We start from the raw sequence: 16,333 nt of genomic DNA, 5'->3' as shown, positions 1-16,333 counted from the left end.
GCTGAACCTTCACTAGGTGTCGGTGGTCGGCGTTAACGTCGGAACATGGGATACGAATTTCAAGTCACAGTAGATTCGGCACATCCGCACGAACAAGCGAAGTGGTGGGCCGCAGCACTCGGGTGGGCAGCGGAGCCCAGCGACGAAGACTTCATCAGGGGCCTCGTCGCCGCTGGTCACGCCAAGGAATCCGACACCACGACATTCGAGGGAGTCCTCGTCTGGCGCGAAGGTGCGGCCATCAGCGATCCGGAGCATCCCGAACGTCCCCGCGTTCTGTTCCAACTGGTTCCGGAATCGAAGACGGTGAAGAACCGGCTCCATTTCGACATACGAGTGGGCGACAAGCGCGAGGATGTCGCAGCGCACCTCGAGACGGTGGGGGCGACGATCCTGCACCGAGGAGCGCAGGGGCCGAGCGTGTGGATCACGATGACCGATCCCGAAGGAAACGAGTTCTGCGTCAGCTAGCGGTACGAACTCGGAGTGTCGCCGGTCCATCGTTTGAAGGCCCGACGGAAGGCGCTGGGCTCGGAGAACCCCAATCGCGCCGAGAGTACTTCGACGGATTCTCCGCGCCGCAAACCAGCGATGGCTACGTCGCGGAGCACTTCCTCGCGTAGTTGATTGAGTGATGTTCCGTCACGCCGCAGCAGTCGACGCAGATGGGGAACGCTGATCGAGAGCATCTCCGCGATCTCCTCGGCCGTGGAGGTTCGCCCCTTCACCCCGAGTTCCAGGACCCGTCGTACCTGCGCCGACGCAGTGCTGTCGTAATCACGTTCGGACATGAGCTGAATCGGAGATTCTCGGAGGTACTCCTCCAACGTCTCCTCGGTTTGGATGATCGGTGCACGCATGGCCGAGTTGTCGAACTCCAGTGCCGCGCGCTTCGCGCCGAAGGTGACCGGCGCTCCGAAGATGTAGTCGTAGTCCTGCGCCAACCGTGCATCCGGTGCCGAGTACGGAAACTCGACCGCCCGAAGTCGGACGCGCTTTCCGATCAACCATGCGGAAAATCGGTGCAGCAAGATCAGGACGAAATCGGTTGTGACACGTTCTGCGACATCAGGTTCGGCGACGCCTTCGCGAGCTCGGACAGCGAAACTCACCCGAGTGCTTTCCTCGCCCTTCTCGATCGACAGTGGGGCCAGAGCCGGTAGCGCACGGATCACGTCGGACATTCGAGCGAAGGCCGATCCGAGATCAGGGCAATGGATCAACGTCAGGCAGATCAATCGGAAAGTGCCACGGGGGACCGGGGCGGATCCGAGGCCGAACAATTCGTCGTCGGTGATCTGCCAGGTGGATTGGATGAACGTGGTGACCTGAGTCGGGGTCAGCCGGGCGCGCGGGTCGGACAGTGTCTCGAGGTCGATCCCGGCAGCGCGCAGTGCACCAGACAAGTCGACGTCGTTGTCCGGCGAGAACGCGAGATAGCGGTGGACGAATGCGGTCGGGATGGTCCGCGCTGTCATGGGTGCGCTGCTCCTTGGAGCAGGTGGAGACGGCGTGCAGCTTCGGACAGAATGTGGTCCTGCTTGCAGAAGGCGAAGCGCACCAGGTGCTTCCAATCGTCGCGGTTGTCCGCGAACACGTCGACCGGAACGGCCGCGACGCCGATCCGCTCGGGCAGTGCGCGGCAGAAATCTCCCGCATCGGTTTCGCCCAACGGTCTGATGTCGGCAAGGAGGAAGTACGTGCCGCCACCGGAATGCACCGTGAAACCGGCCTCGGTCAGAGCTTTACCGAGCACGTCGCGTTTGCCTTGCAAGCTCTGTCGAAGTTCGACGACCCACGGCTGTTCGTTGGTGAGCGCGTAGGCAACGGCCGGTTGGAACGGTGCACCGGCAACAAATGACATGAACTGCTTGGCGGCACGGACTCCGTCGATGAGTTCGCGCGGGCCGATCGCCCAGCCGGTTTTCCAGCCGGTGACATTGAAAGTCTTTGCGGCACTGGACACCGTGACGGTGCGCTCACGCATGCCCGGGAGCGACGCCATCGGTGTGTGGGTGAGGCCGTCGAAGACCAAGTGCTCGTAGACCTCGTCGCTCAACACGATCAGGTCGCGTTCGCACGCGAGTTCGGCGATCGCTCGAAGTTCGTGATCGGTGAATACGGTGCCGGTGGGGTTGTGAGGACTGTTGACGATCAGCATCTTCGTCTTGGCGGTGATCGCGCCGCGCAATGCATCGAGATCGACCGCAAATCCGTCTCCCGCGGTTACCAACGGAACTGTGCGACGTACAGCGCCTGCCAACGCGACGGATGCAGCGTAGGAGTCGTAGTACGGCTCGATCAGCACTACTTCTTCGCCGGGTTCGACCAGTCCGAGAATCGCAGCACTGATCGCCTCGGTGGCGCCGACGGTGACCAGAACTTCGGAGTCGGGATCACTGTCGAGTCCGTAGCGGATGCGCCGATCCTCCGCGATGGCCTGACGCAAGACGGGCATGCCCGGACCGGGCGGGTATTGATTGACGCCCTCGGCGATGGCTCGGCGCGCTACCTCGAGCATGGCCGCAGGACCGTCGGTATCCGGAAAGCCCTGACCGAGGTTGACCGCGTCGTGAAGTGTGGCCAACGCTGTCATCTCGGCGAAGATCGTGGATGCGAACGGCTGCAGACGCGAGACGGTGCGGTTGCGGGGCGTCGAAGGCATCTTTGCAGCTTAGTCGGCTGACACCGCATCCTCACATCCGCTCGGACGCGGTGCTTGTCACGTTTGAATCGCCGCCATCGTCCAACTCTGTAGAGAGCATCGAATCCGGTGCCCCAGAACATACGGAGGCTTGCCATGACTCGCATTCCCGCAGTGACACCGTCAGAAGCCAGTCCGTTGATCAAAGTGGCATACAAATTCGCCGCCAGGCAGTACGACGAAGTCCCCGAGCCCTTTGCCGTCCTGGCCAACCATCGGAAATTGTTCGTAGCGGCTGCCCGCCACGAAATGGCTGTGCAGAAGGCGTCGAAGGTGCTGCCGTCGAACATTCGTGAACTGGCCGTCTATCGCGTCGCCTGGACTGTCGGCTGCTCGTGGTGTGTCGACTTCGGGACGATGCTCTCGCGCTTGGACGGTTTGGACATCGACAAGTTGAAAGAGATCGCGAACTACCGGGATTCATCGAAGTACAGCGAAGACGAGCGGGCCGCGATCGCCTACGCCGACGCCATGACCGGTGACCCCCATGGGGAGAACGGGGTGACGGACGAACAGGTCGCGGATCTCGAGCGCAGGTTCGGGCGAGCGGGCGTCGTGGAACTGACCTATCAGATCGGGCTCGAAAACATGCGCGCCCGGATGTATTCGGCGTTGGGGATTACCGAGCAGGGGTTCAGCACCGACTCCTGCCGTGTGCCCTGGGCAGAAGAATGATGCGCTGATTCGTCTACGGCAACTATCGACAATGCTCCGCAGATACGTGATCATGATTGACTAGTTCACGCATCTGCGGCGCATTTCGGCTTGTTAGGTCCGCACTTGCGACCTACGATCACCTGGTGCCCAACATTCGAATCCGCGAAGCTGCCGGCCTGCTCGGTGTCAGTGACGACACCGTCCGGCGGTGGGTCGACGGTGGGCTTCTCACCGCGACGACGGACGACTCCGGCCGCAAGGTCATCGACGGTGCCGAGTTGGCGGGCTTCGCCCGGTCCAACGCCGGACCCGCACCGGCCGATCCGCTCACGGGTGCGAGTTCGGCCCGCAACCGGTTCGCCGGCCTCGTCACCAAGGTCGTCACCGACAAGGTGATGGCTCAGGTCGAAATGCAGTGTGGGCCCTTCACTGTCGTCTCGTTGATGAGTACCGACGCGGTTCGGGAGCTCGGACTCGAGGTCGGGAGTATCGGAGTCGCAATCGTGAAGGCCACCACGGTCATCGTGGAAACGCCGTAGTTTTTGAACATACTGGAGGAAATTCGTGAAGCGTGTAGTCGGACTTGTTGCAGCAGGTGCCTTTTCGCTTGCCCTGGTGACCGGTTGTAGTTCCTCCGACAATTCTTCGTCGGAGACGTCGTCGGCCGCTCCGACCACAACCACTTCCAGTGATAGTGCCACGGGAAGCATCACCGTCTTCGCAGCGGCGTCACTCAAGAACAGCTTCACCGAACTCGGCAAGGAATTCGAGTCCGAGAACCCCGGTTCATCGGTCACATTCAGCTTTGCCGGGTCCTCGGACCTCGTCGCTCAGATCACCCAGGGCGCACCGGCTGACGTGTTCGCCTCGGCTGACGCCGCCAACATGACCAAGGCCACCGACGCCGGCGTCGTCGCGGGGTCGCCCTCGGACTTCGCGAGCAACACCTTGACGATTGTTGTGCCGCCGGGCAATCCGAAGGGCATCGCGTCGTTCGCCGATCTGGCAAAGGAGGGGACGCAACTGGTGATCTGCGCTCCGCAGGTCCCTTGTGGCGCGGCTACGAAGAAGGTCGAGACGGCCACAGGCGAGACCCTCTCGCCCGTCAGCGAAGAATCGTCGGTGACCGACGTTCTCAACAAGGTGACGTCCGGGCAGGCCGATGCCGGCATCGTTTACGTCACCGACGCGAAGTCCGCTGGTGACAAGGTTCAGACCGTCGCGTTCCCGGAAGCCACCACGGTGGTCAACCTGTACCAGATTGCGGTGCTGAAGGATTCGAAGAATTCGGAAACGGCAACGAAGTTCGTCGATCTCGTGAAGGGCCCCAAGGGCTTGGCAGTTCTGGGTGACGCGGGATTCGCTGCTCCGTGACACGCCTACGACCGTCAGCCCGAGCCCCGCTCGGGTTGCCGGTATGGATTTACCTTCCCGCGCTGATCGGCGGGGCGTTTGTCATCGCGCCCTTGGCGGCGATGCTGGCCACCGTGCAGTGGTCGCAGTTCTGGGAACTCGTGACTTCCGAATCGTCGGTTGCCGCGTTGAAACTGAGTTTGAAGACAGCGGCAATGAGCACGCTGCTGTGCATCCTGTTCGGCGTACCGATGGCCGCGGTGTTGGCGCGCAGTCATTTTCGGGGACTGTCCGTTCTTCGATCCTTGATTCTGCTCCCGCTGGTTCTGCCGCCCGTGGTGGGCGGTATCGCGTTGCTGTACACGTTCGGGCGCAAAGGGTTGATCGGTGAGCAGTTGGAAGTGCTCGGCATCCAGATAGCATTCTCGACAACCGCGGTGGTCCTGGCGCAGACGTTTGTCGCGCTACCGTTCCTCGTCGTCAGCCTCGAAGGTGCGCTACGCACTGCGGGCACACGATACGAGGCCGTAGCCTCGACGCTCGGAGCCCGCCCGACCACCGTGCTTCGCCGGGTGACTTTGCCGCTGGTGCTTCCCGGTCTGGTGTCAGGGGCAGTGCTGGCTTTCGCTCGCGCACTGGGGGAGTTCGGTGCAACGCTGACGTTCGCGGGAAGTCTGCAAGGGGTCACGCGTACCCTGCCGTTGGAAATCTATCTCCAGCGTGAGACCGATCCGGATGCAGCGGTAGCGCTTTCGCTGGTGTTGGTCGTAGTCGCGGTGGTCATCGTGGTTGCGGTGCGTGGACGAGGATCGGCGGGTTCGTTGTGAGTGGCCTCCACGTCGACATCGAGATTCCGGAGCGCGACGTCGTTGCGACGTTCGACGTCGCGGCCGGTGAGGTGACCGCTGTCCTCGGACCGAACGGCGCAGGCAAGTCGACGGTACTGGCGGCGGTTGCCGGACTACATCACCCGCGGCGTGGGTTGATCGAACTGAATTCCCGCGTTCTCACCGATACCGGTAGGGGAGTCGCGTTGGCGCCGCATCGGCGCGGCACTGCTCTACTCGCGCAAGAGGCACTTCTCTTTCCCCACCTCAGTGCGGCCGCGAACGTGGCGTTCGCGCCGCGCAGTGCAGGGCGGTCGCGTCGCGATTCCGCCGATTCCGCGCGCCACTGGCTCGACGCAGTCGACGCCGCCGAATTGGCTGACCGCAAGCCGTCACAGCTCTCCGGCGGTCAAGCGCAACGAGTCGCAGTGGCGAGGGCATTGGCTGCTGAACCCGAAGTACTCCTGCTCGACGAACCGATGTCTGCGCTCGACGTCGCCTCCGCCCCGGCATTGCGGTCGTTGCTACGTAGAGTGCTCCGAACAGGAGATCGCACGGCCGTGCTCGTCACGCACGACGCTCTGGATGCGCTGGCCCTTGCCGACACCGTTGTCGTGCTGGACGGCGGCCGGGTCGTCGAACGTGGTGACGTACGAACAGTTCTGACTCGCCCGCGTAGTGCATTTGCAGCACGCATCGCAGGGATCAACTTGCGCAGCGGCACGATGGCCGGAGACGGAATGCTCAGAAGTCCGGTCGGGGTGGATATCGCGGGCCAGACGGAGACCGACCTACCGGCCGGCAGTGCCGCCGTGGCAGTCTTCGAGCCGCGAGCAGTCTCGGTCTACCTGGATCCGCCTCACGGGAGCCCACGAAACGCGTTTGCGGTCACGATCGCGGAGATCGAAAATCGAGGCGATGTCGTCCGAGTCCGAGCCGAGGACGAAGCCGGCCAGCCGGGCTTGTCTGCCGACATCACGGCGAGCGCAGCGGCCGAGCTCGATCTGGTTCCGGGATCGGCCGCTACGTTTGTGGTCAAAGCCACCGAGACGCTGATCTATGCGCAGGGCGCAGGCTCGTAGACGTCCTCTACGACCGAATCCGCATAGAGGGCTGCAATTTCGGACGCGTACTTCTCGGCTATCGGCTTGCGCCTGAGCTTCATCGTCGGTGTCAGCTCGTCGCCGCCTGCCTCCCAGAACGTGGTGAGTACGTGAAACCGCTTGATCTGCTCGGCCCTCGACAGACGCGAGTTTCCCTCGGCGACAGCAGTTGCAACGATGTCGACGATCCGAGCGTCCTTGGCGAGTACCGCGGCCTCGGCCGCAAGTCCCAGTGAGCGTGCCGCTCCGACCGCGGCGTCGGCGCTGAGAGTGATCAACGCTGTGTTGAACTTTCGGCCGTCTCCGATTGCCACGACCTCACCGATCAACGACGACGACGTCTTCACTGCGGTCTCGATGGCAGCGGGGGACATGTTCTTTCCCGACGCATTGATGATCAGCTCCTTCTTGCGATCGATCACCGTGAGGTATCCGTCTGCGTCGGCCGTGACGATGTCTCCGGTCGAAAGCCAACCGTCTGCACTGATCGCTTCGGCCGTTTTTGCCGGTTCGCCGCGGTACCCCTTCATGACCAACGGTCCTCGAACCAGTAGCTCACCGTCCGCCTCGATGCGCATTTCCATGCCTGGAAGCAACTTTCCGACCGTTCCCAGCTTGGTCGGCTCGGCCGGTGCGGTGCTCGCAATGCATGTCAGCTCGGACATTCCCCAGATCTCCGAGATCGGAACTCCCAGGGCTGCAAAGAATGCCAAGGTGTCCGGCGGAATCGGTGCAGCGCCAGAGATGGCCCACTTCAGTTCGGCAAAACCGAGTTTCGCACGCAGAGCGGAGAGGACCATTGCATCGGCTCGGGCGTAGTCCGCTTCCAGTTCGGCGGGGACTGTTTCACCGGCTCGCAAGTGTGCGAGCCGAGTGCGACCGACGTCGAGTGCCCACTGCAATGCCGCTCGCCGCGCGTCGTCCGGTTCGTTGGCGACGGCCGATTCGACTGCAACCTTCAGCTTTTCCCACACACGGGGGACACTGCCCCAGATCGTGGGGCGACAGTCCGGAAGCGCAGCCGCTACCTGGCTCGGATCCGGCACGACAGTGATCTGGGTGCCGAACACCATTTGCATGTACAGGCAGGTGAGCCGATCGGCGATGTGCGCCGACGGCATGTACGAGGTGATGCGGTCACCGAACTCGACGGGGAGTACAGCACTGACGGCGGTGGTTTCGAACAACAGACAGGCATGAGTCGTCTCGACGCCCTTGGGGTTGCCGGTCGTGCCGGAGGTGTAGATCAACGTGGCGACGTCGTTCGGTTTCACCGCACGCCAGGTGCTCTCGAAATCGAAATCGGCGGCAGCAGAGGACTTCATCTGTTCCAGCGTCAGGGTGCCGGACTGCTGGGCAGACGGTTGCGCGTCGACGACCACGATCGTGTCGAGTGTGGCACCGGATCGGCGAACGGTATCCACGTACTGGGCCTCGCAGACGAGCACTCGCGCACCGGAATTGGCGAGGATGTACTGGATGGCTTCGGGTGCCGACGTGTTGTAGATGGAGAAGGACGTCGCGCCGAGGTGTTGGGCGCCGACGTCGATCGGGTAGAACTCGATGCGGTTACTCATCATCAATGCAACCGTATCGCCATGTCCCACGCCGATTCCGGCCAATCCCGCGGCAACATCGCGAACCTGTTCGCCGTACGCGCGCCACGTCAGTGTTCGCGCATCGCCGATGTCTCGCAAAGCCACCGCGTCGGGCGCTACCGCCGACACTCGCTGGAAGGCTGCACACAACGTAGTCATGATGTTCTCCTGGATGCCTTTGGCAGGGCTGATGCATTCGTCGGGGCCGCAGCGGTGGTTCTGTCTTCGAGTTCGCGGATCAGGTCGTGTGCCTGTTTGTCTTTTGCCAGGTAACCGTCGGCAAGGACATTGATGAATCCGCGTCCCCACGCCCAGGGTTCCCAGGCAGCGGGGGCAAGGGTCCGGGCGGCGCGGCGCGCGATCGCGTCGGCGATCACGGTGGCGGCACGGTCCGGGGAGATTCGATGACGGAGGGGACCAGGTAGTCGAGCGTCGAGTTTGCGCCCGATCTCGTCGTCGTCGAGTGTTGCGCGTGCAAGTTGTGTATCCACCATCCCGAAGTACGCGATGCCGGCAGTAGCGCCGTAGCCGGCAACCTCGAGACGCAGCGCCCGGCCGAGCGCTTCGACCCCAGCCTTGCTGATCATGTACGAAGCGCCGCCCAAACCGGGGGCGAACGACGCCGCCGATGACACGACGACGATGTGCCCACTGTTGCGGATCACCTCGTCGATGGTCGGATGCACGGTGTTGAAGACGCCGGTGAGATTGACGTCGAGCACACGATCGAAGGCGTCGGGATCGATCTGGCGCAATGTTGCCGGGGGAGGGGTGATTCCGGCGTTGGCCACTACGACGTCGATTCTGCCCAGCTGCTCGATGATCGTTTGCACGGCTGCGGTCATGCCGTCCCGATCTCGGACATCGGCCGTCACCGTCACGACTCGCTGTGACTCGAATGAGCGCTCGGCCGTTGCCAATGAACTCTCGTTGACGTCGACCAGTGCCACGGTGGCCCCGCGCCGGTGGAGAGTGCGCGCCAGCGCTGCACCGATACCGTCGCCTCCACCGGTGATCAGTACGACCTTCCCGGCGACGTCGTAGTCGAGTCGGCGTCCGGGCAGTGGAATGCCCAGATCGCGGACTGTTCCCGCAATTGCGGACAAGCGTCCCGTCATTGCTTCAGTGCCTTCCGTGTAGTGCGCGGATGAGAACCTTGACCAGCCAGTCGATTCGGGCGGTCCTTCGAAACGTCGTCAGTGGTAGGGGCGAACGGAATCGTTGCCGAGTCGTCGAACGAGCGTAGGTGAACTCCTTCAGACCATCTGGGCCGTGAACGCGTCCGAAACCAGATGCTCCGACCCCACCCAGTGGCAGGTTGGGAACCGCGGCATACATCACGTAAGAGTTCACCGACGCTCCTCCGGATCGGAGCCGATCGGCAACAGCCGCTCCGTCCTTGCCGAACACGCTTGCTCCCAATGCGTATGGCGACGCATTGACCAACTCCACCGCCTCGTCCATCGAGGCGACCTTGGTGATCGTCATCGTCGGGCCGAAAGTTTCCTCCGTGACGGCGAGGCTGTCTTCGGGGACGTCGACCATGATGGTCGGTTGCACGTACTGGCCGGAGATCGAGCCGAGCCCTCCGAGAACGACACGTCCACCCCGCGACATCGCGTCGTCGATGTGGCGCCGGATTACAGCCACTTGCGAGGGCATGGTGATCGGACCGATCTTGTCTTCGGCACCCGGACCCGCATGAACTCGGGCAGCCAAAGTAATTGTCTTGTCGATAAACTCGCCGTAGACATGTTCGTGCACGTATACACGCTCGACGCCCAGACAGGTTTGACCGGAGTTGGACAATGCTCCCCACACCGCAGCATCCGCGGCGGCACCGACATTTCCGTCGGCATCAAGGATGAGCGCGTCCTTACCACCACATTCCATCAACACCGGTGTGAGGGTCTCGGCGCACGCTGCCATGACTTTCTTGCCCGTCGCGGTCGATCCGGTGAACCCGATCTTGTCGACACCGGCCAGGCACAGTGCCGCGCCGACCGAACCATCGCCCGTGACGACCTGCAGCACAGGATGTTCAGGGACGACCTCGGCGAAGGCGCGGCCCAACCATTGCCCGACTGCCGGTGCGAACTCACTCGGCTTGTAGACCACGGCGTTGCCTGCAGCCAGCGAGAACGAGAGCGAACCGAGTGGGGTGAAGACCGGATAGTTCCACGGACCGATCACACCGATCACCCCGAGAGGTCGATACTCCACCGAGGCGGCCTGATTGACCGTCAACAAACTGGAGCGGACGCTGCGCCTGCCCAATACCTTTCGGGCATTCTTCGACGCCCACGCGAGATGTTCTAGTGCCATTGCGATTTCGAGCATCGCGTCAGGGTGCGGCTTGCCCATGTCCCGGTGCACGACGTCGGCGAGTTCGGATGCGCGACGAGCGATGATTCCTCGCCACCGATCCAGTCGACGAGCGCGTTGCTCGAATGTCAGTTCTGCCCACCATTCGGAAGCAGTACGGGCGTCGCGCACTGCCTGTGTCACTGTGTCGTCGGACGCCTGTGTGGTCGTGTCGATCTCGGTCGCCGTCATCGTGGAGTTCCTTGAAGTGTGTGGTGGACGGCGCCGTCGGCCCAGCCGCGGGTGACGCGTTGGAGGATCGGTCGGGACAGAGTCAGAATGGGGGCGAACCACGGCTGCGCTTGCACAGCGAACGTCCAGGTGAGGCGACTGCCAGTCGAAGTCGGTTCCAACACCAGATCTTCAGCGAAGCGTTTGAACCCCGGAAGTGACGCCGACTCCACGTAGAACGACATCCGGCGCCCCTCGTCCCAGCGGAAGAATCGCTCGTTCAGTGCAGCAAAAGCGCCGGCTCGCACGGTTCGCGTAGTCCCGATGCCGAATGGTCTGTCCGAGGTCCAGTCGGCTCCGGTGATCCCGTGCGCCCACGACGTGAGCGCTCCGTCCGAGGTCAACGTCTGCCACAAGCTTTCACATGTCGCTTCGGATTCGATCCGGTGAGTGATCACCAGCGGAGCGGAGCGGATGAAGGCTGCGTCGGCCGCAGAAAGAGAGAATTTTCCCTTCACAGGTCCACCACCAAAGACCCACCGGTGGAACGTGATCGACAGGTCAACATCGAACCAGTACGTTCGGATTCGGTGAGGAGGGTGTCTCGATGCTCAACGGTCCCGGAGAGCACCCGGACCTTGCATGTACCGCAGAAGCCCTGTTGGCATGAATACGCTACTCCGGGAAGTACGCGTCGTATTGCAGCCAATGCACTTTCGGACTCGCCCACATCGACGGTGAGTCCGGTGCGCGCCAGATGCACCGTGAACTCCTTGCCGTCGACTACCGGGAGTGGGGAGAACCTCTCGCTGTGCACCGATCCGGTCGGGTTGGCGGCGAAAGTTGCCGCACGCACCGTGTTCATCAGCGGAACCGGTCCGCACGTGTACACCGCGGCACCTGGATCCGCAGCAGCGACGAGTGTTCCGATATCCGTCGGACCCAGCTCGTCGTCGGGTCGGATGGTTACCCGGCCGCTGGAATACTCCTCGATCTCGTTCAGGAATGGCATAGCTGCCCGAGTTCGTCCGAGATAGTCCAATCGCCACGGGACTCCGCGGCGGTGACAGCGTTGCACCATGGGAAGTATCGGAGTGATCCCGATTCCGCCCGCAACAAAGAGGTACGACGGAGCAGTGACAAAAGGAAATGCATTCCGCGGCCCTCGTACGTCGACAACCATTCCGGGTTTCAGCGACTCGTGTATCTCGCGGGAGCCGCCCCCGCCTTCGTCGATCCGCCGGACGGCGATCCGATACGAGGTCAAGTCGTCGGGGTCTCCGCACAACGAATACTGTCGTTGCCTTCCCGAGGGGAGAATGACGTCTAGGTGAGCGCCGGGAATCCACGACGGCAGGGTGATTCCTTCCCTCGGGGTCAAGGTGACACTCAGGACGTCTGCGCACTCGAACCGGACGGACTTCACGTCCAGCGTCATGTCGAATCCGCTGTAGCGGACCGGGTTGGGACGCGAAAGTATCTGCGCTGCAGGACTTGACGCAAAGATTCGACGGTATGCGCTCGTCGCCTGTGCGGCAATCCTCAACGACCGGGTCGGTGTGAAGTCTTGTGCGTCGTGAGGACGGTCGGCAGTCGTCTTGTTCATCCTTCACTCTTTTCGGAAGAACGATTGGCGGCAGGTGAGCGAGCGAGGTAGCGCATGGCTACGTCCATGTCCCCGATCTGGGACGGATGGAAGCTCGGCCGCAGATACGGAGGAATCTCGGTGATCAGGAATTTCATGTTCGGGACCAGGCCGCGGCGAGTGGCGCTGATCAGTTGCAGAGGCCACAGGCGGCCCTTCGCCTTCGACGGGTCCTGCCGGAAGAGGTAGTTCATCGAGGCGATGAACAACACGAACAACGTGAAGCTGGCGAGTAGCGCCGTGCGAACGCGGCGGGCGTAGCTACCGTCCACGTACATGTAGGCGTCGAAGGCCACGTTGCGGTGCTCGACTTCCTCGGCGCCGTGCCACTTGACCATGTCGAGCATCGTCGGGTGCATGCCGGCATCTTCGAGGGCGGGATCGGTGAGCAGCCATTCCCCGACCACCGCCGTGTAGTGCTCCATCGCGGCAAACAAGCCGAGACGTTCACAGAGCCAGGCGTGCTTGGCTTTTCCGGTCAATCCTTTGTCGCCCAATATCTTGTCCACGAGCCAGTCCATCCGGCGTGACATCGGTTTCATGTCCATGCCGAGGTCCGCAAGATGCTCGCGTGCACCTTTGTGCGACGACGCGTGTGTTGCTTCCTGGCCGACGAATCCCACCACCTCTTCGTGCAGGCGGGGGTCCTCGATGAGCGGGAGCGCTTCGGCGAGCGTTGCGGACATGGCCCGCTCTCCCTCGGGCAACACGAGATGCATGAAGTTGATGACGTGGGTGACCAGCGGTTCGTTCGGCACGTAATGCAGTGGTACGCCGTCCCAGTCGAATTCGACGTCACGGGCGGCGATCGCATGTGCTTCGTCGGTGTAGCGGCGCGCGCCGGACGGTGCGACGACGGGTGTGCCTCGGAAGGCGTTGATGCCGAGCATTATCGGCTCCTCACGGTTTCTCGGGCAGTGGTGAGTGATTCGGACGAGACGGGTTGTACTTGCGCGTAGTGAGCGAGGTCGGCTCGTTTGGTCCTGGTGCGGAAGGATCGGTTGAATCCGGGATAGAAGGTGTAATTGCGGCCGCCGTCGACGAGGTAGTAACTACTGCACCCGCCGGCGTTCCATACGCTGGTGGCGAGTCGGCGGTCGGTCGCGCGCACGAACTCTCTCTGCACGTCTGCCCGGACGTCGATACTGCCGATGCCGCGCTCGTCCATTTGAAGAATGCAGCTCACGATGTACTCGACCTGCGCTTCGATCGTGACGACCTGCGAGGTGTAGACCACGGAATTGGGGCCGAGGATCATGAAGAAGTTCGGAAACCCGCTGATGGTGGTGCCGAGGAAGGCCTCGGCACTGCCGTTCCACGTCTGCGCGAGGCTGCGGCCGTCCTTGCCCCGGATGATGTCGAACGACGGGTTGTCTCCCATACGAAAGCCGGTTCCCATGACTATGGTGTCGACTTCCCGGAAGGCGCCGTCCGCGGTGAGGACTCCGCGCTCCTGCACCTCGACGATTCCGTCCGTCACCACCTCCACATTGGGTGACGCCAGCGCGGGATAGTAGGTGTTCGAGAACGTCGGACGCTTGCATCCGAATGCGTAGTGGGGGAGCAGCTTTGCGCGAAGCTCCGGGTCCCGCACCTGCCGGCGAAGGTGTGCTCGGCCGAGTGCGGCCAGCCCTTTGAGCAGTGACGGCTTGTACACGAATCCGGGTACCAGGGCTTCTTGGAGCAGGTCAAGTCCCTTGCGTGCCAGTCGTTGGGTGAGCGGCACCCGCTCGAAGAGATCGCTCGGCCAGCCGGTCATCGGCTGATCCGGGTGCGGCAGGATCCACGTCGGTGTCCGCTGGAACACGGTCAACGTGTCCGCGAGCGGTTGCAGTCTGGGGATGATCTGCACCGCAGAGGCGCCGGTGCCGACCACGGCTATCCGCTCACCGCGAAGGTCGTGGTCGTGGTTCCAGTCCGCGGTGTGGAACATCTGACCACGAAACGATTCGAGCCCGGGAAGGTCGGGTGTGGCGGGGGCACTGAACGGGCCGGTGGCCGCGACCAGGAACTGTGCCTCCCACACGGTTTCCGCAGTGTGTACCCGCCAGATCTGGGCTTGCTCGTCCCACGAAGCTTCTGTCACGTCCTGGTTGCAGTGGAAATGACCGGCCAGTCCGAAGCGATGGACGCAATCCCGGAGATAGTCGTAGATCTCGGGCTGTAGCGGATACAGCCGCGTCCAGTTCGGATTGGGCGCAAACGAGAACGAGTACAGAATCGACGGGATGTCGCACTGTGCACCGGGGTAGGTATTGACCTGCCAGGTCCCCCCGGGCTCCGCGGCACGTTCCAGAACGACGAAGTCGTCGATCCCGGACTGCTTCAAGCGGACAGCCGTTCCGATGCCGCCGAAACCGGCTCCGATGACGACGACTCGTGTTCGGCGAGTTCGAGTTTCCTCGTCACCGGCAGATGGCCCCGAGGTTGGGTCGATGTCGACCATGTGTGACGCCTCCTGATTGGTGCGTGAACAACTGAACGAAGAGTAAGTCTGACATCAAGTGATGTCAACAGCGGTTGATGTCAGAATTCAACTGATTGACATCGGGCGATGTCAGTTCGCTTGCGGAGGTCGCCGCGATAACCTGAGGTCGAGAGCGCTGCCGGTCAGTGAGAACATGGGGACATGACGGATACCGAGGCTCGGCGCACCGGCCCGCGCAGGTGGCGTGGGCAGGAACCGGAAGATCGCCGCGCCGCGCGCCGGGCACAGCTGATCGAAGCCGGGTTGCAGATCATGGGCACCGAGGGAGCGGCCGCCGCGACCATGCGTGCGACCTGCCGCGAGGCCGCGCTGACCGAACGGTACTTCTACGAGAGCTTCGCCAACCGTGACGAACTGCTGGTCGCCGTGCTCGACGAGGTCGTTCTCGGTGCGCGTGACACTATTCTGGACGCTCTCGAGGCGGCGCCTTCCGAACCGTCGGCCCTGATCCGCCACGTGGTGAAGGCCTTCACCAACTACGTATTCAAAGATCCTCGACGTGGACGCATCATGTTCGTCGAATCCCAGGCGGAACCTGCGCTGTGGGATCGAGGGCGAGAATTGATGGCGGAGTTCACGAATCCGATTTCCGCGTCGCTCGAGCTGATGTACGGCGGCGAGGCAACCGACTCCGCGAACTCCGAACTCAATTCGGTGGGGCTGTTCGGTGCCCTCGCGTTCATCTATCAGGCGCACACCCCGTCCTCCAAGATCTCTCGAAAGCGTTTGGTGGAGCACATTTCGCTCATGGTCGAGGCGCAGGCGACGGTCAACAGCACGCCCGCGAGAAAAGAATGACGTCCGCGTCGGCCACAGGCGGAAGGCGTCTCGGTCCCGAAGACCGGCGTGAGCAGATCATTGTCAGCGCGGCAAAGGTTTTCGAGGAGAAGTCTTTTGCCGACGTCTCGATGACCGAGTTGGCCAAGGCGGCTGGGGTCGGACGTCCGCTGCTCAATCATTATTTCGGCTCCAAGCGGGAGTTGTATCTCGACGTCGTGCGGCGGTTCGTCTTCATTCCCGAAGTGGCGGTGGACCGCATTCCGCGATCGGCGAGCCAGGAGAAGCGGATCGGCGCCGTGATCGATCGGTGGCTCGACGTCGCCTGGCGTCATCGCGACATGTGGATCTCGACAGTCATGTCCGACGACCTCCGCCGTGATCCCGAGATGGATCGGATCCTGCAGGATGCTGACGACGTTGCTGCGCGACGCATGATGGATGCGCTCGAGATTCGACCGAGTGAAGGCAGTGAGGCTGCTGTTCATTCGATGATCGTGGCGTACGGAGGCTTGGCGAAGGCCGCCAGTAAGCAGTGGCTGGTGACGGGAGCGCTCGACCGCGAACAGGTGCACCTTCTGCTGGTACGCAGTTTGCTCGCCATCGTGCGTGACGTTCTGCCGGCGTGCGAGGCGGATTCCTGATT

Annotated in this window: 17 protein-coding genes; 8 read left to right on the top strand and 9 right to left on the bottom strand. The window is 62.6% G+C overall.

Annotated features, from left to right (window positions below; translation table 11 throughout):
- Positions 1–45 precede the first annotated feature (45 nt).
- Positions 46–471: a VOC family protein gene (locus tag ACBG85_RS22255; RefSeq protein ID WP_003940409.1), complete on the top strand. Its 426-nt coding sequence runs from the start codon at positions 46–48 to the stop codon at positions 469–471.
- Here ACBG85_RS22255 and ACBG85_RS22250 read toward each other — a convergent pair.
- Entirely contained in the window at positions 468–1,478 is a 1,011-nt protein-coding gene (locus ACBG85_RS22250; RefSeq protein ID WP_003940556.1) for an AraC family transcriptional regulator, read from the bottom strand. The two genes, ACBG85_RS22255 and ACBG85_RS22250, sit on opposite strands and share 4 nt — an antisense overlap.
- The gene (locus ACBG85_RS22245) at positions 1,475–2,665 is read right to left on the bottom strand and encodes a pyridoxal phosphate-dependent aminotransferase (RefSeq protein WP_003939670.1); all 1,191 of its coding nucleotides are present in this window, start codon (positions 2,663–2,665) and stop codon (positions 1,475–1,477) included. The genes ACBG85_RS22250 and ACBG85_RS22245 overlap by 4 nt, the downstream gene beginning before the upstream one ends.
- Before the next feature lie 135 nt (positions 2,666–2,800).
- Here ACBG85_RS22245 and ACBG85_RS22240 point away from each other — a divergent pair, with 135 nt between their 5' ends.
- From ACBG85_RS22240 to ACBG85_RS22220, 5 genes are all read left to right on the top strand, one after another.
- Positions 2,801–3,379: a carboxymuconolactone decarboxylase family protein gene (locus ACBG85_RS22240; RefSeq protein WP_007733549.1), complete on the top strand. Its 579-nt coding sequence runs from the start codon at positions 2,801–2,803 to the stop codon at positions 3,377–3,379.
- A gap of 125 nt (positions 3,380–3,504) precedes the next feature.
- A complete protein-coding gene (locus ACBG85_RS22235) occupies positions 3,505–3,900 on the top strand; it encodes a molybdopterin-binding protein (protein ID WP_003940157.1) in 396 nt (131 codons plus the stop codon).
- A 25-nt stretch (positions 3,901–3,925) separates the two neighbouring features.
- Positions 3,926–4,735 carry a molybdate ABC transporter substrate-binding protein gene (modA, locus tag ACBG85_RS22230; protein WP_042451258.1) on the top strand — a complete coding sequence of 270 codons (810 nt, stop codon included), beginning with the start codon at positions 3,926–3,928 and terminating at the stop codon, positions 4,733–4,735.
- On the top strand, positions 4,732–5,541 hold the full coding sequence (locus ACBG85_RS22225) for an ABC transporter permease (RefSeq protein WP_007733547.1): 810 nt from the start codon (positions 4,732–4,734) through the stop codon (positions 5,539–5,541). The genes modA and ACBG85_RS22225 overlap by 4 nt, the downstream gene beginning before the upstream one ends.
- Positions 5,538–6,623: a sulfate/molybdate ABC transporter ATP-binding protein gene (locus tag ACBG85_RS22220; RefSeq protein ID WP_372024878.1), complete on the top strand. Its 1,086-nt coding sequence runs from the start codon at positions 5,538–5,540 to the stop codon at positions 6,621–6,623. The genes ACBG85_RS22225 and ACBG85_RS22220 overlap by 4 nt, the downstream gene beginning before the upstream one ends.
- Here the strand turns inward: ACBG85_RS22220 and fadD11 are convergent.
- The 7 genes from fadD11 to ACBG85_RS22185 are packed head-to-tail and all read right to left on the bottom strand — an operon-like array spanning position 6,599 to position 14,868.
- Positions 6,599–8,401, bottom strand: coding sequence for a fatty acid--CoA ligase FadD11 (gene fadD11 / locus ACBG85_RS22215; RefSeq protein ID WP_058226131.1), 1,803 nt, complete (start codon positions 8,399–8,401; stop codon positions 6,599–6,601). The two genes, ACBG85_RS22220 and fadD11, sit on opposite strands and share 25 nt — an antisense overlap.
- On the bottom strand, positions 8,398–9,360 hold the full coding sequence (locus tag ACBG85_RS22210) for an SDR family oxidoreductase (protein WP_064073968.1): 963 nt from the start codon (positions 9,358–9,360) through the stop codon (positions 8,398–8,400). The genes fadD11 and ACBG85_RS22210 overlap by 4 nt, the downstream gene beginning before the upstream one ends.
- A 4-nt stretch (positions 9,361–9,364) precedes the next feature.
- Complete coding sequence (locus ACBG85_RS22205; RefSeq protein WP_047270965.1) at positions 9,365–10,798, bottom strand: aldehyde dehydrogenase family protein; 1,434 nt, start codon at positions 10,796–10,798, stop codon at positions 9,365–9,367.
- Positions 10,795–11,295 carry an SRPBCC family protein gene (locus ACBG85_RS22200; RefSeq protein ID WP_050654734.1) on the bottom strand — a complete coding sequence of 167 codons (501 nt, stop codon included), beginning with the start codon at positions 11,293–11,295 and terminating at the stop codon, positions 10,795–10,797. Before ACBG85_RS22200 ends, ACBG85_RS22205 begins: the two co-directional genes overlap by 4 nt.
- Positions 11,292–12,383, bottom strand: a complete 1,092-nt coding sequence (locus ACBG85_RS22195; RefSeq protein WP_007733536.1) for a PDR/VanB family oxidoreductase — start codon at positions 12,381–12,383, stop codon at positions 11,292–11,294. The genes ACBG85_RS22200 and ACBG85_RS22195 overlap by 4 nt, the downstream gene beginning before the upstream one ends.
- Positions 12,380–13,312, bottom strand: a complete 933-nt coding sequence (locus ACBG85_RS22190; RefSeq protein WP_256082628.1) for a metal-dependent hydrolase — start codon at positions 13,310–13,312, stop codon at positions 12,380–12,382. Before ACBG85_RS22190 ends, ACBG85_RS22195 begins: the two co-directional genes overlap by 4 nt.
- Positions 13,312–14,868 (bottom strand): NAD(P)/FAD-dependent oxidoreductase, encoded by a 1,557-nt coding sequence (locus ACBG85_RS22185; protein ID WP_256082627.1) that lies wholly within the window; start codon positions 14,866–14,868, stop codon positions 13,312–13,314. The genes ACBG85_RS22190 and ACBG85_RS22185 overlap by 1 nt, the downstream gene beginning before the upstream one ends.
- Positions 14,869–15,051: 183 nt before the next feature.
- Here ACBG85_RS22185 and ACBG85_RS22180 point away from each other — a divergent pair, with 183 nt between their 5' ends.
- Entirely contained in the window at positions 15,052–15,708 is a 657-nt protein-coding gene (locus tag ACBG85_RS22180) for a TetR/AcrR family transcriptional regulator (protein ID WP_231782463.1), read from the top strand.
- The gene (locus tag ACBG85_RS22175) at positions 15,705–16,331 is read left to right on the top strand and encodes a TetR/AcrR family transcriptional regulator (RefSeq protein ID WP_030535343.1); all 627 of its coding nucleotides are present in this window, start codon (positions 15,705–15,707) and stop codon (positions 16,329–16,331) included. Before ACBG85_RS22180 ends, ACBG85_RS22175 begins: the two co-directional genes overlap by 4 nt.
- Positions 16,332–16,333: the final 2 nt, after the last annotated feature.

The organism is Rhodococcus sp. NyZ502 (assembly GCF_041464245.1).
In the GTDB taxonomy this organism is placed as follows: domain Bacteria; phylum Actinomycetota; class Actinomycetes; order Mycobacteriales; family Mycobacteriaceae; genus Rhodococcus_F; species Rhodococcus_F qingshengii.
The sequence above is the reverse complement of the archived record's forward strand: the minus strand, read 5'-3'. Positions and strand labels throughout refer to the sequence as shown.